The organism is Mesorhizobium sp. WSM4833, assembly GCF_055811095.1.
Genome location: NZ_JBVVQG010000019.1, coordinates 1 through 19322 on the forward strand (window position 1 = coordinate 1; position 19322 = coordinate 19322).

Annotated in this window: 20 protein-coding genes; 6 read left to right on the forward strand and 14 right to left on the reverse strand. The window is 63.9% G+C overall.

From position 1 onward, the window contains the following. Positions 1-154: 154 nt before the first annotated feature. A complete protein-coding gene (locus AC0L2D_RS27725; RefSeq protein WP_027162485.1) occupies positions 155-760 on the reverse strand; it encodes a tetratricopeptide repeat protein in 606 nt (201 codons plus the stop codon). A 112-nt stretch (positions 761-872) separates the two neighbouring features. Further along, entirely contained in the window at positions 873-998 is a 126-nt protein-coding gene (ykgO, locus tag AC0L2D_RS27730; RefSeq protein WP_006203764.1) for a type B 50S ribosomal protein L36, read from the reverse strand. A 240-nt stretch (positions 999-1238) separates the two neighbouring features. On the opposite strand from ykgO, the gene AC0L2D_RS27735 reads away from it, so the two are divergent. Beyond that, entirely contained in the window at positions 1239-1661 is a 423-nt protein-coding gene (locus AC0L2D_RS27735; RefSeq protein ID WP_024502960.1) for a lysozyme inhibitor LprI family protein, read from the forward strand. A 6-nt stretch (positions 1662-1667) separates the two neighbouring features. On the opposite strand, the gene AC0L2D_RS27740 is transcribed toward AC0L2D_RS27735, so the two are convergent. The 9 genes from AC0L2D_RS27740 to AC0L2D_RS27780 all read right to left on the reverse strand — a co-directional run bounded on the left by AC0L2D_RS27740 (position 1668) and on the right by AC0L2D_RS27780 (position 10347). Further along, positions 1668-2747: a 5-(carboxyamino)imidazole ribonucleotide synthase gene (locus tag AC0L2D_RS27740; protein WP_473543388.1), complete on the reverse strand. Its 1080-nt coding sequence runs from the start codon at positions 2745-2747 to the stop codon at positions 1668-1670. Continuing rightward, positions 2744-3241, reverse strand: coding sequence for a 5-(carboxyamino)imidazole ribonucleotide mutase (purE, locus tag AC0L2D_RS27745; protein WP_063169171.1), 498 nt, complete (start codon positions 3239-3241; stop codon positions 2744-2746). The genes AC0L2D_RS27740 and purE overlap by 4 nt, the downstream gene beginning before the upstream one ends. Before the next feature lie 102 nt (positions 3242-3343). Further along, a complete protein-coding gene (locus AC0L2D_RS27750; protein WP_473543390.1) occupies positions 3344-4237 on the reverse strand; it encodes a ribokinase in 894 nt (297 codons plus the stop codon). Then, positions 4234-5109, reverse strand: coding sequence for a MurR/RpiR family transcriptional regulator (locus AC0L2D_RS27755; RefSeq protein ID WP_013529211.1), 876 nt, complete (start codon positions 5107-5109; stop codon positions 4234-4236). Before AC0L2D_RS27755 ends, AC0L2D_RS27750 begins: the two co-directional genes overlap by 4 nt. After that, entirely contained in the window at positions 5106-6074 is a 969-nt protein-coding gene (locus tag AC0L2D_RS27760; RefSeq protein WP_013529212.1) for an ABC transporter permease, read from the reverse strand. The genes AC0L2D_RS27755 and AC0L2D_RS27760 overlap by 4 nt, the downstream gene beginning before the upstream one ends. Positions 6075-6083: 9 nt before the next feature. Next, the gene (locus tag AC0L2D_RS27765; RefSeq protein WP_473543393.1) at positions 6084-7598 is read right to left on the reverse strand and encodes a sugar ABC transporter ATP-binding protein; all 1515 of its coding nucleotides are present in this window, start codon (positions 7596-7598) and stop codon (positions 6084-6086) included. Positions 7599-7666: 68 nt separating this feature from the next. Next, positions 7667-8719 carry a sugar ABC transporter substrate-binding protein gene (locus tag AC0L2D_RS27770; RefSeq protein WP_024502965.1) on the reverse strand — a complete coding sequence of 351 codons (1053 nt, stop codon included), beginning with the start codon at positions 8717-8719 and terminating at the stop codon, positions 7667-7669. A 41-nt stretch (positions 8720-8760) separates the two neighbouring features. Beyond that, a complete protein-coding gene (locus AC0L2D_RS27775; RefSeq protein ID WP_473543395.1) occupies positions 8761-9750 on the reverse strand; it encodes a TIM barrel protein in 990 nt (329 codons plus the stop codon). 393 nt (positions 9751-10143) lie between these two features. Then, a complete protein-coding gene (locus AC0L2D_RS27780; RefSeq protein ID WP_013529216.1) occupies positions 10144-10347 on the reverse strand; it encodes a YdcH family protein in 204 nt (67 codons plus the stop codon). A gap of 239 nt (positions 10348-10586) precedes the next feature. Here AC0L2D_RS27780 and AC0L2D_RS27785 point away from each other — a divergent pair, with 239 nt between their 5' ends. The 5 genes from AC0L2D_RS27785 (at position 10587) to AC0L2D_RS27805 (ending at position 14904) form a co-directional block, all read left to right on the forward strand. Continuing rightward, positions 10587-10766 (forward strand): YdcH family protein, encoded by a 180-nt coding sequence (locus AC0L2D_RS27785; protein ID WP_013529217.1) that lies wholly within the window; start codon positions 10587-10589, stop codon positions 10764-10766. A gap of 334 nt (positions 10767-11100) precedes the next feature. Beyond that, positions 11101-12354, forward strand: coding sequence for a flavodoxin-dependent (E)-4-hydroxy-3-methylbut-2-enyl-diphosphate synthase (ispG, locus tag AC0L2D_RS27790; protein WP_024502967.1), 1254 nt, complete (start codon positions 11101-11103; stop codon positions 12352-12354). Between the two features lie 5 nt (positions 12355-12359). Then, a complete protein-coding gene (locus AC0L2D_RS27795) occupies positions 12360-13214 on the forward strand; it encodes a lytic transglycosylase domain-containing protein (RefSeq protein ID WP_013529219.1) in 855 nt (284 codons plus the stop codon). Between the two features lie 87 nt (positions 13215-13301). Then, complete coding sequence (locus tag AC0L2D_RS27800; RefSeq protein WP_473543398.1) at positions 13302-14117, forward strand: Stf0 family sulfotransferase; 816 nt, start codon at positions 13302-13304, stop codon at positions 14115-14117. A 46-nt stretch (positions 14118-14163) separates the two neighbouring features. Then, positions 14164-14904: a class I SAM-dependent methyltransferase gene (locus tag AC0L2D_RS27805; RefSeq protein ID WP_224620078.1), complete on the forward strand. Its 741-nt coding sequence runs from the start codon at positions 14164-14166 to the stop codon at positions 14902-14904. A gap of 26 nt (positions 14905-14930) precedes the next feature. On the opposite strand, the gene AC0L2D_RS27810 is transcribed toward AC0L2D_RS27805, so the two are convergent. The 3 genes from AC0L2D_RS27810 to AC0L2D_RS27820 form a co-directional block, all read right to left on the reverse strand. Beyond that, on the reverse strand, positions 14931-17270 hold the full coding sequence (locus tag AC0L2D_RS27810; protein ID WP_224620080.1) for a response regulator: 2340 nt from the start codon (positions 17268-17270) through the stop codon (positions 14931-14933). A gap of 114 nt (positions 17271-17384) precedes the next feature. After that, positions 17385-18191, reverse strand: coding sequence for a class I SAM-dependent methyltransferase (locus AC0L2D_RS27815; protein ID WP_473543400.1), 807 nt, complete (start codon positions 18189-18191; stop codon positions 17385-17387). 146 nt (positions 18192-18337) lie between these two features. Continuing rightward, the gene (locus AC0L2D_RS27820; protein ID WP_024502973.1) at positions 18338-19255 is read right to left on the reverse strand and encodes a polyprenyl synthetase family protein; all 918 of its coding nucleotides are present in this window, start codon (positions 19253-19255) and stop codon (positions 18338-18340) included. Positions 19256-19322 lie beyond the last annotated feature (67 nt).

Genomic DNA, 19322 nt, shown 5'->3' on the forward strand with positions numbered 1-19322 from the left:
AACCCTCGCGTCGGCGGCGGCCGCGTCCGAGGGGTATACGCCCCAGGAGTAGGGGAGTAGGGGAGTAGGGGAGTAGGGGAGTAGGGTGTGTGTTCCGCAGGTGCGATCTGCCCCTACTGTCTTACTGCCCTATTCCCTTACTCCCCTAGAGCAATCAAATGCCTTCACCGGCAAGTTCCTCCGAAATCGTGCCGACCTGGTCCTGGGCGCTGCGCATCATCGGATAGATGGCCAGGACCTTTTGCCAAGCCTCGAGCGCCGATTGCTTGTGGCCGGTCAGCGCCATGATCTGCGCCAGGCCGGACAGCGCACCGAAATGGCGCGGCTCGAGCTGCAGCGTATGGTCGATGTCGGACATCGACTTGCCGTAGTTCTTCATCATGAAATGGACGGTGGCACGTCGGTTCCAGCCTTCGGCATAAGTCGGCTGCAAAGTCACCACCTGGTCGAGGAAATCGAGCGCGACGTCGAACTTCTGGCCCTCGACGGCTTTTTGCGACCATTGCATCATCAGGTCGATCGAGGCGCTGCCGGATTGCGACCACTCGCTCCAGATGTTGCCGGCGATGCGCTCCGCCGCCTTTTCGTTGCGTTCGCGTTTCAAGTCGCTGAACAGCTGATCGAGGCGGGCTTGTTTCGTCGTTGCGGCGGGCGGCGCATCCTGAGTGGCCGGCGGCGCGACAGCACCATCCGCCCATGCCGGGCCATAAATGACGCCGGAAACAAGCAGAGATGTCAAAAATGCAAAAGGAATCCGCATCGCCGGACTCTAGTCCCGGGCGAGAGAACGTCAAACTGAATTTGGCGTGAAAAGGCCGGCAGACGGCGACAAGCATCAAATGGGCGGAGGCGACAGCCTCCTGCCCGAAAACTCAGCCCTGCCGTGCCTTGTAGCGCGGGGCGGTCTTGTTGATGATGTAGATGCGGCCCTTGCGGCGAACCAGCTGGTTGTCGCGGTGACGCGCCTTCAGCGCCTTGAGCGAATTCTTGATCTTCATGGTCTTGCCTGTCGGTGTGGACCCGGTTGGGTCGAAATTTTAAGGCGCGCCAGAAGACGCGCCTTTGAACTGTGGGTGGCTCATAAACGAGGAGCCTTGTCCCTGTCAACCGCAAGCGTGCTCCATAGCGGCTGTGAATCATCCCTGTCATCAATTATCCGCCATGTCGGCCTTGCGGCATTGCGCGGCCCTGGGCCGGCTGGGATGATGCGGTCGCCGTGAAATGATTTGGAGACGACTATGCGCCGGATGTTCCTGGCCGCCTGCCTTGTCCTGCTGGCGGCAGCTTCGGTTGCGCGCGCGCAGGAATGCGACCGCAGCGACGACAGCCAGCAAATGATGAACATCTGTGCCGGCGAGGACTACCAGGCGGCCGACGCCAGGCTCAACACGGCCTATCAGAACCTCATCAGCTCGGACGATGCCAACGGCAAGAGATTGCTGCAGGTGGCGCAACGCGCCTGGATCACTTTTCGCGATGCCGAGTGCGCGCATTCCACCGCCGCCAGCGAAGGCGGATCGATCCATTCGATGGAAGTTTCGCAATGCCTGACCAGATTGACCAATGACCGCGTCAAGCAGCTTGCTGCCGCGGCCAATTGCGAGGAAGGCGATGGGAGTTGCGCCAATCCAGGGCAGGACGAGAGCGACGACGCGCAGTAGGCAACCTTATGAGGCGCGACGTCTGATCCGAGTGAAATGACCCATCTTGCGGCCGGGCCGCGCTTCGGCCTTGCCGTAGAGATGCAGCATCAGATCGGGCTCGGCGAGAAGCTCCGGGACGCGCAGCACATCGTCGCCGATCAGGTTTTCCATCACGCAGTCGGAATGGCGGTCCGGGCCGCCGAGCGGCAGGCCGGCGATGGCGCGGATATGCTGCTCGAACTGCGAAACGACACAGGCGGCTTCCGTCCAATGGCCGGAATTGTGCACGCGCGGCGCGATCTCGTTGGCCAGCAGCGAGCCATCGGCCAGCACGAAGAACTCGACGCCGATGATACCGACATAGTCGAGCGCCGCAAGGATCTTCGATGCGGCCGTTCGGGCTGCTTGCGCCGTCTCCGGCATAATGGCGGCCGGCAAGGTCGATGTGTGGAGAATGCCGTTGCGATGGATATTCTCGGCTGGATCGTAGGCGACAACCGCACCGTCCAGCCCACGCGCCGCGATCACCGATATCTCGCGCTCGAACGGCACGAAGGACTCCAGAATCAGCGGCACATTGCCCATCGCCTCGCATGTGCCGGCAAAACCGCCGGCTTCCATGTTGCGGAAGACGCGCTGGCCCTTGCCGTCATATCCCATGCGCCGGGTCTTCAGGATGCCGCTGCCGTCGAATGCTTTCAGCGCCGCCGCCAGCTCGTCATCATTGTCGACGGCGTGGAAATCGGCGGTGGCAATGCCGATGCCGTTGAGGAATGTTTTTTCGTCCACCCGGTCCTGCGCCACTTCCAGCGCACGCGCCGGCGGATAGACCGGAATCTTGGCCGCCAGCGCGCTGGCCGCCGCGACCGGGACGTTCTCGAACTCGTAGGTGATGACGGAACTCGACGCTGCCAGTTCGGCAAGGGCGGCCGGGTCGTCATAGGCGGCTGTTATCTGCCGGTTGGCGACCTGTGCGGCCGGGCAATCCGCTTGCGGCTCCAGCACCACGGTGCGGTAGCCGAGACGGGCGGCAGCAAGAGCCAGCATGCGGCCGAGCTGGCCGCCGCCAATGATACCGATGGTCGATCCGGCGGGCAGGCTCACGGCGTATCCGTCGGTTCAGCCGCGACCTTGGCAGTCTGCGCGGCGCGCCAGGCATCCAGACGGACGGCAAGGCTGTCATCGTTCAGGGCCAGCACGGCGGCGGCCAAAAGGGCTGCGTTGGCGGCGCCAGCCTTGCCTATGGCCAGCGTTCCAACGGGAATGCCGGCTGGCATCTGGACGATGGACAGCAGCGAATCCTGCCCGGAAAGCGCTTTCGATTCCACCGGCACGCCGAACACCGGCAATGGCGTCATCGCCGCCGTCATGCCGGGCAGGTGTGCTGCACCGCCGGCGCCGGCGATGATCACCTGGTAACCGGCCGCCTTGGCGCCCTTGGCGAAATCATAGAGCCGGTCCGGTGTGCGGTGCGCGGAGATGATGAGCCGCTTGTGCGGGATGCCAAGTGCTTCCAGCGTTTCGGCGGCATGGCGCATCGTCGCCCAGTCGGACTGGCTGCCCATGATGATGGCGACGTCGGCGCGTTGATCGTCCAAGTCCGTGTTCCCCGGCGACAAAGGCGCGCCTTAGCGGAATTCGCGCGAGGCCGCAAGGATAGGCGGCCGCTGCTGCGGTCTGGCAAGACGGAAACCAGCCGGTCAGATGCCGTCGCGCTCGGCCTCTGGCGTCGAGACCAGCAAAGCCGAAGCCGCGTTGGCGGCGGTGATGGCCGCCCGCATGGTCTGCCCACGGGCAAGTCCCGCGGCCAGCGCGCCAACGAATTCATCGCCGGCGCCATGCGTGCTGGCGACCTTGACCGGGATGGCGGACAGCGCAAAGGCCTCGCCGCTCCGGTCGCAACAGGCGACACCTTCGCCGCCCGCCGTGACAATTGCCACCGGATAGAGATCGGCCAATAGCCGTGCGGCTTGCGCGGCCCCGTCGAGTGTCTCGACCACTGCCGTGCCAGCCAGGAATTCCGCCTCGATGGCGTTGACCACCAATATGTCGACCAGGGCGATCAACTCCTCGGAGAGTTTGCGCGCGGGGGCCGCGTTGAGCACGACGCGACCGCCCCGTGCCTTGACTGCGCGTGCGGCGGCAATGTTGGCGGCTTCCGGCACTTCGTTCTGCAGCAGGAGCACCGCCGTCTGTCCCACCACATCGGAAGCAGAGGCACTGTCGGCATGGCCCAGTGTCAGATTGCTGCCCGAGACGATCACCGCGCCATAGTCGCCGCCTTGGTCGAAGATCGCCACGCTCATGCCGGAGCCGGCGCCAGCGGCCACCCGCACGAAGCGGCGGTCGACCTTGGCGCGATCGAGATTGGCCAGCAACGCCCGCCCGAAATCATCGTCGCCGACGGCGCCGATCATCGCCGCATACACACCGGCCCGCGCCGCCGAGATGGCCTGGTTGCCGCCCTTGCCACCGCATTTGGGGTGCCAGGCATGGCCGGTCACCGTCTCGCCCTTGCGCGGGCGGTCGGGCGCGTCGACCATAATGTCGTAATGCAGGCTGCCGAACACGGTGACCAGCGGCGTTGTCGTCATGAGCCCCGGTCTTTTCGTTTCGATGTCACCGCCGACATGGTGCGGCCGAGATTGCGCTCCGCCGCCTGATAGTCGCGCTGCGCCACCGCGACGAACAACGCGTCGAGAATGTTGAGCTGGGCAATGCGGGCCGCTGCGTTCTCGCCCATCAGCGGCGAGCCCTGCGCGGTCGAGCACAGAACGATATCGGCGACGGCGGCCAGGGGCGAGTTGTCGTAATTGGTGATGGCCAGCGTGCGGGCACCGTTCTTGCGAGCCAACTGGATGGCGTCGATAACGGCCGACGTGTTGCCCGAATGCGAGAAGCCGACGGCGATGTCGTCGCCGCCAAGCAGCGAGGCCGACATCAGCATCATGTGCGAATCGTCGTAGACGGATGCGCGGATGCCGATGCGCAGGAATTTGTGCGAAACGTCGCGCGCGATCTGCGCCGAGCCGCCGACGCCATAGAAATCCCGGTTCTTGGCACGGAAGAGCAGCTCGGCGGCGCGGTCGAAATCCTCGATGTCGAGGATCGCCAGCGTCTCCTCCAGCGCCTGGATGGAGGTGCGGAACACTTTTTGCACGATCTCGGCCGAACTGTCGTCGGATGACAGTTCCTGGTGCATCTCGGCGGTCGGCAGGCGACTGTATTCATAGACGGCGGTGCGGAAGTCGCGATAGCCGGAAAAGCCGAGCTTCTTGGCGATCTTGACCACCATCGCCTCGGACACGCCGGATTCCTCGGCGATCTGCTTCAGCGGAATGCTCTCGTCGAAGCCGCGCCGGCCGAAGACGGTTTCCACCACCTTCGCCTCCAGCGGAGTGAGATGCGGCATCATCATGCGGATGCGCGGTCCTACCGCTTTCAGGTCCAGCCCGCTCAAGGTCATCCACGCCCCCTCGTCACGCGATCGATAAGCATCGCGGCGAGGATTATAAGACCAGTTGCCAGAAGCTGATAGAAGGACTGGACGTTCATCAGCGTCAAACCATTGCGCATGGCGCCGAGGATGACGGCGCCCAGGATGGTGCCGACGACGCTGCCCTTGCCGCCCATCAGCGAGGCGCCGCCGATGGCGGCAGCCGCGATGGCGTCGAGCTCCCAGAGATTGCCGAGGATGGGTTCGGCGGCGCCCAACCGGCCGATCAGGATCTGCGCGGCAAGCGCCGCCAGCAGGCCTGAGATCATGTAGGCGGCGATCTTGGTGCGGGCAATCGGCACGCCGGCGATGTAGGCCGCCTCCTCGTTGCCGCCGACGGCGAGCAGATATTCGCCGAAGGGCGTCTTCTTCAAAACGACCCAGGCGACGACAGCCACGCAGGCGACGATGACGACCGCCAGAGGCAGTCCGAACAGCGAACCGTTGAAGACGGCGCGAAAGCCTGGGGGCAGGCCGAGGACCGGATTGCCGCCGGTGTAGATCAGCGCCAGTGCCCGATAGGTGCTGAGCGTTCCCAACGTGACGATGAAGGGCTGCAGCCCAACATGGGCGACGAGCACGCCGTTGACTAGGCCGCAGGCAAGACCAATGGCGAAGCCGGCGGCGATGGCCAGCGGAAACGGCACGCCGGCGACCATCATAGAGGCCGAGATGACGGCCGAGAGTGCCGCCGTCGGCCCGACCGACAGGTCGATGCCGCCGGAGATGATGACCAGCGTCATGCCCAGCGCCAGACAGGCATTGATGCTCGACTGCTGCAGGATGTTGATCAGGTTGCGCTCGGCGAAGAAGCCGGGCACCAGCGCGCCGAACACGGCCAGGATCACGACAAGCCCGATCAGCGTGCCGGCGTCGCGCATGGAAACACCGCGCAGGAATTCGGCCTGGGGCCGCACCAGAGTGGCATCCGACATATCCGTCACCTACTGCCTTGCCGGCTGTGCGGCCGGCGTTTGCGTTTGCGGGATGGCGTGCGCCGCGATCGCCTGTTCTGAGAGATTTGCCCTATCGAGTTCGGCGGCGATGGTGCCGTCGCGCATGACCAACACGCGGTCGGCAAGCCGGATCACCTCGGGCAGTTCGGAGGAGACGACGACCACCGCATGGGCCTCGGCGGCGAGTTCCTCGATCAGATGATAGATCTCCGCCTTGGCGCCGACATCGATGCCGCGCGTCGGCTCGTCGAACAAGAGGATGCGTGTTCCCGCCGCCAGCCAGCGGCCGATGATCGCCTTCTGCTGGTTGCCGCCGCTGAACAGGCGGATCGGCCGGTCGAGCAGGAATGGGCGCAGATTGACGCGGCTCATCTTCTCGGCCGCCACCTGTTTCAACCTGGCGTGATCGATGAGGCCGCGCGGCGCGAACACGGCCATCGAGGCCAGCGCCATATTGCTGGTGATCGAGCGCAGCGGCACGATGCCTTCGCGTTTGCGCTCCTCCGGCACCAGTCCGACGCCGGCGGCAATCGCGTCACGCGGGCTGAAGAACCGTGCCGCCTTGCCGTCGATTGCAATCGTCCCGGCCGTGGCGCGATCGGCGCCGGCCAAGAGCCGCAGCAGTTCAGTGCGGCCGGAACCGACCAGGCCGGCAATGCCCAGCACCTCGCCGCGATGCAGATCGAACGACACGTTGCGCACCTTCGTCGCCGAGGAGAGGCCACGCGCGCTCAGCATGACCTTGTTCGTGGCATGGGAATTATGCTGCTCCTGCGCCAGTTCGCGGCCGACCATCATCGCCACGACCGCTTTCTCCGACAGGTCGTTCAGATCGACGGAATCGACGACGACGCCATCGCGCATGATGGTGGCGCGCCGGCAGATGCCGAACACCTCGTCCAGCTTGTGCGAGACATAGACGACGGCGACGCCGTCGCGGGCGAGGCCGGTGATGACTTGCGCCAGCCGTTCGAATTCGCTCGGCGTCAGGCTCGATGTCGGCTCGTCCATGGCGACGATGCGGGCGCGATCGAGCAGCGCGCGGGCGATCTCGACAATCTGCCGCTGCGCCACCTTCAGGGTACCGAGGGGTGCAGCCGGATCGATGGAGGGATCGATGGCCGCAAGAGCCTCCGCAGCACGGCGCTCCTGTTCGCGCCGGGCGACGAAGATGGCGCCGCGCGTCAGCGGATGGCCTAGGAACATGTTCTGGGCGACGCTAAGGCGTGGTACCTGCTGCAATTCCTGATGGATCATGGCGACGCCCGCAGCGCGTGCGGCGACCGGGTTGACGAGTGTAACCGGCTTGCCGTCGATGAGGACGCTTCCCGCTGTCGGCCTGTAGACGCCAGACAGGATGCGCAGCAGCGTCGACTTGCCGGCGCCATTTTCCCCGAGCAGGCCGTGGATTTCACCGGCACCTACCGAGAACGACACGCCGTCAAGCGCCCGCACGGCCGGAAACAGCTTGGAAATGCCCTGGAATTGCAGCCGGGGTGACATTGGGTTCTATCTCCGGGCAACGGTGCCGGCGGGAGCGAATTGCTCTGGCCGGCACTCGCCGATTGGCCTTACTGGCCCGCAGCCGCGTCCTCGAGCAGTGCCTTGCGCGCGCCGGCGCCGGAATAGCGGTCGGCATTGTCCTTGGTGATCAGTGCCTGGGGCGTGGCGACGACGCGGGGCAGCTTCTGTCCCGCGACGAGACGCAGAGCAGTTTCCAACGCCACTTCGCCGGTCAGCACCGGGAAACTGTCGACCGTGCCGGTCAGTTCGCCGGCCCGTATGGAGGCATAGGCGTCGGAAATGCCGTCGGTGCCGAAGACCGCAACCTTGTCCTGCAGGCCGGCGGCCTTGACTGCCTCGACGATGCCGAGCGCCATGCCGTCATTGTTGGCATAAAAGCCGATCAGGTCGGGGTGCTGCTGCAGGATGTTGGTGGCCGCATCATAGGAGGTCTGGCGGTCCCAGTTGCCGGGAACGCTGGCGACGACCTCGAACTTGCCTGCCTCGGTGATGGTCGACTTGAAGCCGTCGGTGCGCTGCACGGCGGCATAGACGCCAGCCTGGCCTTCGACGATGGCGACCTTGCCGCCATCCGGACGGTTCTTGATGAACCATTTGGCGACGCGCACGCCATTGTCGCGCTGGACATTGCCGACATAATGTTCGGCCTGCGGGATGACGGCGTCATTGACGTTGACCACCGGCACGTTGGCGGCCTTGGCTTGCTCCATGATCGGCTGCAGATTGGCATCCGTCTGCGGCGAGACGAGCAGCACGTTGTAGCCCTGCGTCACCAGGCCTTCGGCAATGGTGAGCTGGCCGAGCTGGTCGCCCTCGCTTTGCGCTGCCTGATAGACGACGGGAACGCCGACCTTGGCGCCGAATGCCGTGTAGCCCTCGCCCAGCGAGCGCCAGTATTCATTGGTCAGCGTCTTGGAGACGGCGCCTGCCTTGGTGCCTTCGGGCAGCTTGGGGAACGCGCCGAATTTGGCCTCGACCTGCGACCAGTCGATGCGGTCCTTTTCCGTGTCGGAATTGAGCGGCGCGAGGTCGGCCGAAAAGGCAGAGCCGATCGACAGCGCCATCAGTGCGGCGGTAGCAGTGGCAAGCAGAAGTTTCATTGTATTCCTCCCTTGTTGAAAACGATAATGGTGCGGATGCCTCAGCTATCCGGCCCGAGCATGATTTCCTGGATGATGGCCTGCGACGTCACCGCATCCTGGCTGTCCATGGCGGCGGACAGGCGATTGTCCTGCTCCAGCCGGTCAACGACGCGCAGCATGCGCTTGACGGTGGCGATGTTGACTTCGCACTCGCGCACCGGATCGAGCCCGGTCATGTCGGGGAACGTGTCGAAATAGATGGCGCCGGCGTAACCGTCGCGGCGAATCTGCCTGAGCAGCTCGATGGTCTGCAGCGTGTGCACCGCGCCGACCATCAGGCCGTCGTCGCGCTTGGCGTAGCCGTCGTTCAGATGCACGCCGAGCAGCTTGCTGTGGCGCGCCACCAGGGCCGCGGCAAAGGCCGGCTGTTCGTCGGCATAGAGCACATGGGCGAAATCGAGGGTGACGCCCAGATTGGGCACGCCGACATCGCGGATCGCCAGCAAGGTCGTCGCCGCATCCGGCATCAGGCTGTAGGATCGTGGTTCGTTCGGTTTGTACTCAAGGCTGATCTGACAGTCGGGATCATGTGCGGATACTTCACGAATCCCATCGATTTCGTGTTGCCAAAGCGTCACATAGTCGGCCTGGAAGGTGTAGTCGAAGCCATCCTGGCCGAGCCACAGCGTCATCAGGCTGGCGCCGGCCTCACGCACGGCATCGATGCCGGCTTTGGTCAGGTCGATGGCCTCGCGGCGCACCGCCGGATCCGGATTGGTGAATGCGCCGAGCTTGAAGGCGGGGTTGGAGTAGTAGCGCATGGCAAAGCCATTGATGGAAAGCCCGAGATCGCTCAGTTTGAGGGCGATTTCCGCAGGCTTTTCACTGACATGGTCGGGAAAGTTGAGGTCGAGATCGGTAAGCCCGCCGACCTTGGCGGCGCGCGCCGCCATCTGCAGCAGCGACGGCTTGCCGGTAAGATCAGGCCATTCGGCCTGCGGCCGCGAGGCAAAGGAATTTAGGCGCGTGGCGAAACGAGTGGCTGTCATGGTCGATCCTTCAATCGTCATGACTTCACATAAATACAAATATTTGTAAAGTTATTGTTTTGGGGGGCGGGCGGTGAGCTGTGTCGACGGCCGGGCTGAGCCGCGCGAAGGCGCAGGTTTCCCAGCGGCGTCGCCGGACAATCCGTCAGAACGGTGGTATCAGTGACCGGGGAGGACCGTCCTCAGCCGCCGTTTTGCGGAAACGTGCGACGAAGCCGTCGAGTTCGAGGTGCTCCATGTGCGAGATCGCCCGGCAGGACGCGCCGTCGCGGCTAGTGCACCGGCGAAAAAGAGCCCAACGATTGACCGGCCAAAGGCACCGTCACACGACCGCGCAGGGAGATGCAGATCGCCGCTGCCTGGCGCTCGAGCGGGATCAGCACATCACATCGTTCACGCAATAATGTCGGGAATGATCTTGTCTTCCAGCGCCATCAGCCGGTCCTTGAGGAACAGCTTCTTCTTCTTCATGCGCTGGATCTGCAGCGGATCGCAGGCCATGGCGATCATCGCGTTGATGGCTGCATCGAAATCGGCGTGTTCCTGCTTCAGGCGGGAAAATTCGAGGCGAATATCGGCCTGTTCCTGATCGGACATTCTCTACCGTCTGCACGTCTGCGGCGCCCAAAGCTGGGCCTGATTGGGCGGGGCCGGGTGTTTTGTCACCGGCGTGCAGCCCATATCACATTTCACAGTGTCGTGGAATGCTACCACGGATCATTCGACATCGCCCGCGGAAGGTGACACACTGTCACCGTGCCGTCACAGAAGCGAACCTGCGGTGGACGCGCCGTGACGGTTGCAATCGAGGAAAACCATGAAAGGGAGAACCAATCATGTCTCTTGCATCCCATCTTGATGAGTTGCAGCGGAAACACGGCGACATCGAACGTGAAATCGATGACGCGATGAATCATCCATCGGTCGACGACCTCGAAATCGTGAATCTTAAGCGACGCAAGCTGGCACTCAAGGACGAGATTGAAAAACTAAGAGGAAAACCGACCACGCATTGATGCCCTCCTGACATAGCCGCCCGGTATCCGCGGCCTCTTTTCCCGGCGGCTCCCCGCCGCCGGCGTGGAGGGGTTTGATTTCCCAGCACCGGTCTGTCAGCCGAAGCTGGACTTGCACCCGGCTTAATATCCGCTTCGGCTGTCGCCCGTCCGCCAGATCATCGATTGTTTTTGGTCGTTGGCGGCGTGCCGATTCCGGCCAGTGGCGACCTGTCGCCATTGACAAGCCATCTTTGCTCCTCCACCTCATGCCCGGACCTCAGCGCATCGGCCCGGGGCGTCGTTGTGCGCCCATGCAGGACACAAGATGCTCCAGAGACAAAAGGCTGCCGGCATGACCGGATATTTTTCCTCTCCTTTCCCCCGCCGCACCTCGGTCGGCGTCGATGTCGGCGGCGTGGTCGTCGGCGGCGGCGCGCCTGTTGTCGTGCAGTCGATGACCAACACCGACACGGCCGATATCGACCAGACCGTCGCGCAGGTCGCAGCACTGCACCGGGCCGGCTCCGAGATCGTGCGCATCACCGTCGATCGCGACGAGAGTGCCGCCGCCGTACCGCGCATTCATGAGCGGCTTCAGCGGCTTGGCATCAACGTGCCGCTGGTCGGCGACTTCCACTATATCGGCCACAAGCTCTTGGCCGATCACCCGGCCTGCGCCGAGGCGCTGGCCAAATATCGCATCAACCCCGGCAATGTCGGCTTCAAGGACAAGAAGGACCGGCAGTTCGCCGACATCGTCGAGATGGCGATCAGGCATGACAAGCCGGTGCGCATCGGTGTCAACTGGGGCTCGCTCGACCAGGAGCTTTTGACCCGGCTGATGGACGACAACCAGGACAAGGGGTTTCCGCTGACGGCGCAAGAGGTGATGCGCGAGGCGATCGTGCAGTCGGCGATCCTGTCGGCCGAGATGGCGGAAGAGATCGGCCTTGGCCGCGAGAAAATCATCCTGTCGGCCAAGGTCAGCGGCGTGCAGGACCTGATTGCCGTCTATGCCGAGCTCGCCACCCGCTCCAACCATGCGCTGCATCTCGGCCTGACTGAAGCCGGCATGGGCTCGAAAGGCATCGTCGCTTCGTCGGCCGCCATGGGCATCCTGCTGCAGCAAGGCATCGGCGACACCATCCGCATCTCGCTGACGCCGGAGCCGAATGGCGACCGCACGCGCGAGGTGCAGGTTTCGCAGGAATTGCTGCAGACGATGGGGTTCAGGCAGTTCGTGCCGATCGTCGCCGCGTGTCCCGGCTGCGGCCGCACGACCTCGACCGTGTTCCAGGAGCTCGCTCAGAACATCCAGGCAGATCTCAGGAAGAACATGCCGGTGTGGCGCGACAAATATCCCGGCGTCGAGAACCTCAAGGTCGCGGTGATGGGTTGCATCGTCAATGGCCCGGGCGAGTCCAAGCATGCCGATATCGGCATTTCGCTGCCCGGCACCGGCGAGACGCCGACGGCGCCTGTCTTCGTCGACGGCAAGAAGGCGGCGACGCTGCGCGGACCGTCGATCGCGGCGGATTTCGAGAAAATGGTCGCCGACTATATCGAACAGCGGTTCGGTCGCGGCGGCAAGGCCGCGGCAGAGTAGGTCAAATGCAGCGTTTCCTGTGGGCGACGCTGGTCCTGCTGTGTGGGCTAGTCTGGTCGACACTGGCTCAGGCCGATCCGCCGCAATCCGCCAAGCAACGGCTTATCGACAAGGTCTGCAACCTGATCCAGGCGCATGCCGACCAGAATGGTTTGCCCAGGGATTTCTTCGCCCGGCTGATCTGGAAGGAGAGCCGTTTCGATCCCAACGCAGTCAGTCCCGTCGGCGCCGAAGGCATTGCCCAGTTCATGCCGGGAACCGCCAAGATGCGCGGGCTTGCCAATTCCTTCGACATCAATCAGGCGATCCCGGCTTCGGCGAAATATCTCGCCGAAATGAAAACCGGCTACGGCAATCTCGGCCTGGCGGCCGCCGCCTACAATGCCGGCGAGAGCCGGGTGTCGCGCTGGCTCAGTTCCGGCGGTTTCCTGCCGATGGAAACCGAAAGCTATGTCTTCGACATCATGGGCGAACCAGCAGACAAGTTCACCGACCGAGCCTATGCCGGAAGGGTCGAACCGCTCGACGCAAAGGCGGATTTTGCCGTCGCTTGCCGAAAACTGCCGGTGATCATGTCGCGGACCGTGGCGATGGCCTCGATCAACGTAAAGCCATGGGGCATCCAGGTGGCCGGCAATTTCCGCCGCAGTGCCGCGATCAACCAGTGGCTCAGGGTAAGGAGCCGGTTCCCGGCCCTGCTCAACGGGCACGATCCAGTCGTCAGCCGGGTGCGCACGCCGATCGGCCGGCGGGGTATCTATGCGGTCAGGATCGGTGTCGACCACCGCGCCGATGCAAACGTCATCTGCCAGAAATTGCAAAGCATCGGTGGGGCATGCGTGGTGGTGCGCAACCGGTGATTTGACCCCTGCCGGCAGGGTATCTTGTCTGAGAGAGGCATTTGAAAAGCGACAGCCGTGACGTCGCATCCAGCAAGGATTTCAGCTATGGCGGCGGCCATCCTACCAGGAGCGACAGCCCCTGCCTTTGACAAGCCGCGTGGGCACAACATGTTCGATGGATACATTATCTGCGGTACGCCGAGGACGGGGAGCACGCTGCTGTGCAAGCTCCTGGCGTCCACGAAGACGGCCGGCGATCCGCACTCGTTTTATCGGTGCCAGGACGTGGTGGAGTGGGCCGAAGAGTGGAAGCTGCCCGATCGCGCCGCGATGAGCGAGCTCGAATTCGATGCCGCGTATCTCGATGCCGCGATCGCCGCCGGTAAGGGTGGGACCGGCCTCTTCGGCCTCCGCTTGATGCGCGAAAATCTGGGTGAGCTTTCGGCGATCCTCGACCGGATTTTCCCAAAACTGCCATCCGACAGAGCACGGTTCGAAAGAGCATTCGGCAATGTTCTCTACATACACCTCTCGCGGGAGGACAAGCTTGCGCAGGCTGTCTCCCTGATCAAGGCAGAGCAGACCGTTCTTTGGCATATCGCTCCCGACGGCACCGAGATCGAAAGGGTCGCACCGCCGAAAGAGCCCCAATATGATTTCGAGCGGATCAGGCGTGAGGTCGAGGTACTCGAGACCTATGATGCGGCATGGAACATTTGGTTCGCTGAGCAAGGCATAACCCCGCTTCGGGTTGGCTACGAGCGCCTTTCGAGCAATCCGGCGGCGACGTTGCTAGGCATCTGTGAAGTCTTGGGCGTTCAAGCGCCGAATGCCGATGACGTGAGGCCCGGCGTTGCAAAGCTCTCCGACGACACGAGCCTCGACTGGATGCGCCGCTATCGCCTCGACGCAGCCGCCTGATGCATCGATGGGCTGCAGCTGGAAATTTGGAGTATGGGCAGCGACTATGACCGACCCTATCTACAGCGATCCCGACTTCGTCCAGTTCTATGATATCGAGAACCAAAGCGGCCGTGCCGATTTTGATTACTGTATCGGTCTTGCCGTAAATCGCGGCTCGGTCCTCGATCTCGGCTGTGGCACTGGCCAACTGGCTGCCGAACTTGCCGATGGGCATAATGTCACTGGCGTTGATCCGGCATCGGCGATGCTCGACGTGGCGCGGCGCAGGGCCGGCGGCGACAGGGTCGACTGGGTCGAGGCCGACGCGCGAACTGTTCGGCTCGGGCGGCGTTTCGACCTGGTCCTGCTCACCGGGCATGCGTTCCAGGTTTTCCTGACAGGCGAGGATCAGATGGCGGTGCTGGGCACCATCGCCGAGCATCTCGCTCCCGGCGGGCTCTTCATTTTCGACACACGAAATCCCGCCGAGGAGGAATGGCTGGAATGGACACCGCAGCGCTCCGAACGGGCAGTTACGCATCCCGGCCTCGGCACGGTCAAAGCCTGGTATGATGCCGAACACGATGCCGCTACCGGCATCGTCACCTACTCGACCTTCTATGACATTCCGGGCGGTAGACCTGTTCTGGGCGCCGAATCCAAGATCGCGTTCCCCAAGAAGGAAGATCTTGCGGGGATGCTGGACGAGACTGGCCTGTTGGTCGAGCAGTGGCTGGGTGACTGGCAGGGCACACCTTATGGTGTGACCTCGCCGGAAATCATCCCGATCGGCCGGTTGCGCTGATCCGGCCTGACCAATAGGGCCGGCTTTTACGCCGTCTTGGCCACCACGGTCTCGCTGAGCCAGGTGCCGATCTTGGTGCCCAGGCGGTCGGGCGAAACGGGCTTCGGCAGATAGTCGTCCATGCCGGCTTCGATGCACTTGTCGCGATCGCCCTTCAGCGCATGCGCGGTGACGCCGATGATCGGAATGTGGGTGCCCGTCGAGGTCTCCATGGCCCGGATCGCGCGGGTCGCTTCGTAGCCATTCATCTCCGGCATCGAGACGTCCATCAGGATCAGCTTGGGGCGCAGCGCCCGGTACATCTCGACCGCCGTGCGGCCGTTGCCCGCGATGCGGTAGCTCAAGCCCAACCCATTGAGGATCTGGCCGAACACCAGCTGGTTCACGTCGTTGTCCTCGGCAATCAGGATGTCGATCGGTCCGTTCGGCGTGGTTGTCGATTCCGGTGCTGCCGCGACTGGCAGCGCCGGGCCGCGGATGACGGTAAAGGCGGGCGGCGCTGCCGGGGGAGCCTGGACGATCGGTTCGCGGACAAACTGCGCCTTGCCGACCTGCGAACGGGCCTTCTGCACGACCGAAATAACGGTGCCGAGCAGGACCGCAGAGCGCGCCGGCTTCGTCAAATGCGCGGCAATGCCGAAGTCGATGATCATCTTGCCGAAATCGACCTGGTCGACCGAGGTCAGCAACACCACCGGGATGGAGGACAGCCGGCTGTCGGAAGCAATTGCCCTGGCGACGTCGGCGCCGTTCATGCCGGGCATCTGGTAGTCGAGGATGATGCAGTCGACGGCGGCGCCCAACTGAAAGGCGCGATCGAGGAAGGCCAAGCCGACGGCGCCGCTTTCGGCGGCGGCACAGTCGAAGCTCCAGCTTCTGAGCTGCTCGAGCAGGATTTCGCGGTTGACCGGATTGTCATCGATGACCAGCACGCGCGCGCCGGTGACGTCGACCGGCACGATCTCGTCGCGCGCCGCGGCCTGATGCGCGGGCAGCGGCACCGCGAACCAGAACACCGAGCCGCGGCCGATCTCGCTCTCGACGCCGATCTTGCCTGCCATCAGGTCGACGAGGCGTGCTGCGATGGCCAAGCCCAGCCCCGTGCCCTCGTGACGGCGGGTGGACGAGCCGTCGACCTGCGCGAATTTTTCGAACACGTTCTGCAGTTTCTCGGCCGGTATGCCGATGCCGGTGTCCTCGACGCGGATCTTGAGCTGGACCACGTCGTTGACGATCTCGCCGCCGACGTCGATCAGCACGTGACCCTTCTCGGTGAACTTCACTGCGTTGCCGAGCAGGTTGGTGATGATCTGCCGGAACCGGCCGGCGTCGCCGACGACATGGGCCGGCAGGCGCGGATCGACGCGCACGATCAGTTCGAGGTTCTTTTCGGCGACGCGAGCCGAGACCAGCGTCGCCACGTCCTCGACCGCCTCGGAAAGGCGGAAGGGAGCAGGGTCGAGGGTGAGCTGGCCAGCATTGATCTTGGAGAAATCGAGGATGTCGTTGATGATGGTGAGCAGCGCGTTGCCGGACTTCACGATAACGTCGGTGAAGGTCTTTTGGCGTGGGGTCAGATCGGTCTTGGCTAGCAGTTCGGCCATACCGAGCACACCGTTCATCGGCGTGCGGATTTCGTGGCTCATATTGGCCAGGAATTCCGATTTGGCGCGGTCGGCGGCCTCGGCCTTGAACAGGGATTCGGCGGATTCGGCAAAGGCGCGGCGGATCGCCACTTCCATCGGGCGGAAGATCCAGAAGGCGACGATTGCAAGGGCCGCGAACAGGATCCCGCTGGCCCACAACAACAGCCTGTCGCTGGAGGCATCGGCCAGATGGCGCTCATCATCCATGGCGGTGCGGACGCGAACCAGCATGGGTTGGGCGAACAGGTCATTCTGGTTGCGGATTTCGCGATAGCTCCACTCATCGACCTTCTGCGCCACCGACATCAGGTTGAAATTGCGCACCATGTCGCGCGGCGACCAGAACAGATCGCCGTTAACTGAAGCGGATTGGAGTTCGTCGACGGTCTTGATCGACAGCCGCGGCTTGATCGCCGCAAGCTGGGCGGTCAGCGTCTCGATCTCGCCGGTCAGGCGCTCCGAATGGCCGCGCGCCGATGTGGTCAGGGCATCGCGTGTCTCCGCCCGCCAGGCGGTGCCGGTCGTCTCGGCAAAGCTGGTCGCGTTGCGCAGGTCTCGGGTGAAGATGACGAGATTGCTGCTCAGCGCATCGATGTCGCGGCGAAAGGAATTGACGCGATCAAGCGCAATCACGATGCCGGCGGAAGCCAGCGCGAAGATCAGCAACCCTGAAATATAGCGGATCCGGACCGACCGGATGAAGGACGAATATTCAGGCATGCGCAACCCCAACACATACGCACCATTTTAATGGCCGGGATTACGCTTCATTTACATTAAAATTTCGTTCGTTCGGGCAGGCGAGCCGTGCGAGCCGCCGGATGGACAGCGCGCCTAGGCCGCGTCCACGACGAGGGCGCGGATGCGGCCACTCACCGGGCCTTCCCCGAACCGTTTCCCAAGGGCATTCGCCACGTATCGCGTCACCTCCTCCAGCGAGCCACCGCGCGCCTCGATCTCGGCCCGCAGGGGCGTGCCCTGGCAATAGGCCGTGGCCGCCTCATATGGCGAGGAAGCGGCGCTGACGGCATCCAGCGGCTCTATGGTGATGTTACGGAAGCCGGCGGCATGCAGGTCGGCGCGGATGACGTCCGCATCGTGACAGCCATGCGGTGTCCTTGCCATGAAGCGAGGCGGATCGGCCGGGAAAAAATGGCCGAGCGCACGCGTCACCTCATCGGCAAACTCGTTCTCTTCGATGGCACCCCAGACGTTGAACAGGAAGTGCCCGCCCAGCCGCACCACGCGCCGAACTTGCCCGTAGGCGCCCACCCGATCGGGGAAGAACATCGCGCCAAACTGGCAGACCACGGCGTCGAACTGTGCGTCCTCGAAGGGCAGCGCCTGAGCATCGGCCTGCTGCCAGGTGATGCGAGGATCGTCCACCATCCGCGTGCGTGCGTGGTCGAGCATGGGCTGGTTGAGGTCGGTGACCACGATGCGCGCTTGCGCCGGCAGCTTTGCTGCGAGCGCACGTGTCACCACACCGGTGCCCGCCGCCACTTCGAGCACCGATTGCGGCCCGAGCTTCGACACCCGCTCCGCCAGATCCCGCGCATATGGCTCGAAGATCAGCGGCACCATCGCCCGGTCGTAGATCTCGGGAATGGAACCGCTGAACAGCTTGTCGGTGGTCGACATGGCATCCTCCAACTCTTATCCGCACCGCGTGCTTGCCGTGCGGATGTCAATCCTCTGCCTCGGCAGGCTTCCGCTCAAGTTCTATTTCAGAACCGGCCGGCGGGGACGTGCGTGCAATCAGCTCGATGTTCCGGCTGGCACCAACCTTAGCTGTTACGCGCCGCCACGAATGTCGCCGCTTCTTTCAGCAACTGGGCATCGTCACCATAGGGCTCAAGCAGCGCATGCGCCTGTTGGACGAGGCCGTGAAGCTGGCCACGTGCCCAATTCGCACCATGCAAGGCCACCAGCGTCGCCTTGCCGGCGGCGGCGTCCTTGCCGGTCGCCTTGCCCATCTGGCTGGCGTCGGCGGTCAAATCGAGCAGGTCGTCGGCAAGCTGGAAGGCAAGACCGATCGCCGAGCCGAATTCGGCCAGCCGCTCGCGGTCATCGGCCGGGGCGCCGGCGATGAGGGCGCCTGCCTCGCAGGCGAAACGGATCAGCGCGCCGGTCTTCATCGCCTGCAGCCGGATGATGCCGGCCTCGTCCGGCGGCGTCTGTTCGGCTTCGAGATCGAGCTTCTGGCCGCCGACCATGCCGCCTGCTCCGGCGGCGCGGGCAAGCGCCAGCACCAGGGCTGCCCGCCGCTCCGCCGGCAGCGCAGTCGACTCGCCGGCAATGATGTCGAAGGCCAGCGTCAGCAGGGCGTCGCCGGCCAGGATCGCGGTTGCCTCGTCGAAGGCCTTGTGCACGGTCGGCTGGCCGCGACGCAGGTCGTCGTCGTCCATGGCGGGCAGATCGTCGTGGATCAGCGAATAGCAATGCACGCATTCAAGTGCGGCGGCGACACGCAGTGCCGCCTCGCCGTCGGCGGAAAAAAGGGCGGCACTTTCCATGACCAGGAAGGGCCGCAGGCGCTTGCCGCCGTTCAGCACGCCATGGCGCATCGCCGCCATCAGCCGGTCCGGCCGGGCGATCTCGCCCGAAAGCGCGCGGTCGTCGAGCAGTCGCCGCAGCAGCACCTCGACGGCGGCTGCCCGCCTGATCAGCGCCATTTCGAACGCCATTTGGTCGTCATTCGTCATGGCCGGGACCGGTAGCCGACACTCAGACGTTGCGCAAGAAGGCAAGCGCCATTATGCCGGAGCAGTA

Excerpts from the sequence above, each read along its gene's own strand:
- AC0L2D_RS27805 (WP_224620078.1), top strand. The coding sequence starts at position 14,164 with ATGACCGACCCTATCTACAGCGATCCCGACTTCGTCCAGTTCTATGAT.
- AC0L2D_RS27780 (WP_013529216.1), bottom strand. The coding sequence starts at position 10,347 with ATGTCCGATCAGGAACAGGCCGATATTCGCCTCGAATTTTCCCGCCTG.
- AC0L2D_RS27750 (WP_473543390.1), bottom strand. The coding sequence starts at position 4,237 with ATGACGACAACGCCGCTGGTCACCGTGTTCGGCAGCCTGCATTACGAC.
- AC0L2D_RS27785 (WP_013529217.1), top strand. The coding sequence starts at position 10,587 with ATGTCTCTTGCATCCCATCTTGATGAGTTGCAGCGGAAACACGGCGAC.
- AC0L2D_RS27755 (WP_013529211.1), bottom strand. The coding sequence starts at position 5,109 with ATGACCTTGAGCGGGCTGGACCTGAAAGCGGTAGGACCGCGCATCCGC.
- AC0L2D_RS27765 (WP_473543393.1), bottom strand. The coding sequence starts at position 7,598 with ATGTCACCCCGGCTGCAATTCCAGGGCATTTCCAAGCTGTTTCCGGCC.
- AC0L2D_RS27725 (WP_027162485.1), bottom strand. The coding sequence starts at position 760 with ATGCGGATTCCTTTTGCATTTTTGACATCTCTGCTTGTTTCCGGCGTC.
- AC0L2D_RS27735 (WP_024502960.1), top strand. The coding sequence starts at position 1,239 with ATGCGCCGGATGTTCCTGGCCGCCTGCCTTGTCCTGCTGGCGGCAGCT.
- AC0L2D_RS27800 (WP_473543398.1), top strand. The coding sequence starts at position 13,302 with ATGGCGGCGGCCATCCTACCAGGAGCGACAGCCCCTGCCTTTGACAAG.
- AC0L2D_RS27820 (WP_024502973.1), bottom strand. The coding sequence starts at position 19,255 with ATGACGAATGACGACCAAATGGCGTTCGAAATGGCGCTGATCAGGCGG.
- AC0L2D_RS27770 (WP_024502965.1), bottom strand. The coding sequence starts at position 8,719 with ATGAAACTTCTGCTTGCCACTGCTACCGCCGCACTGATGGCGCTGTCG.
- AC0L2D_RS27815 (WP_473543400.1), bottom strand. The coding sequence starts at position 18,191 with ATGTCGACCACCGACAAGCTGTTCAGCGGTTCCATTCCCGAGATCTAC.
- AC0L2D_RS27760 (WP_013529212.1), bottom strand. The coding sequence starts at position 6,074 with ATGTCGGATGCCACTCTGGTGCGGCCCCAGGCCGAATTCCTGCGCGGT.
- AC0L2D_RS27795 (WP_013529219.1), top strand. The coding sequence starts at position 12,360 with ATGCAGCGTTTCCTGTGGGCGACGCTGGTCCTGCTGTGTGGGCTAGTC.
- AC0L2D_RS27775 (WP_473543395.1), bottom strand. The coding sequence starts at position 9,750 with ATGACAGCCACTCGTTTCGCCACGCGCCTAAATTCCTTTGCCTCGCGG.
- ispG (WP_024502967.1), top strand. The coding sequence starts at position 11,101 with ATGACCGGATATTTTTCCTCTCCTTTCCCCCGCCGCACCTCGGTCGGC.
- AC0L2D_RS27810 (WP_224620080.1), bottom strand. The coding sequence starts at position 17,270 with ATGCCTGAATATTCGTCCTTCATCCGGTCGGTCCGGATCCGCTATATT.
- ykgO (WP_006203764.1), bottom strand. The coding sequence starts at position 998 with ATGAAGATCAAGAATTCGCTCAAGGCGCTGAAGGCGCGTCACCGCGAC.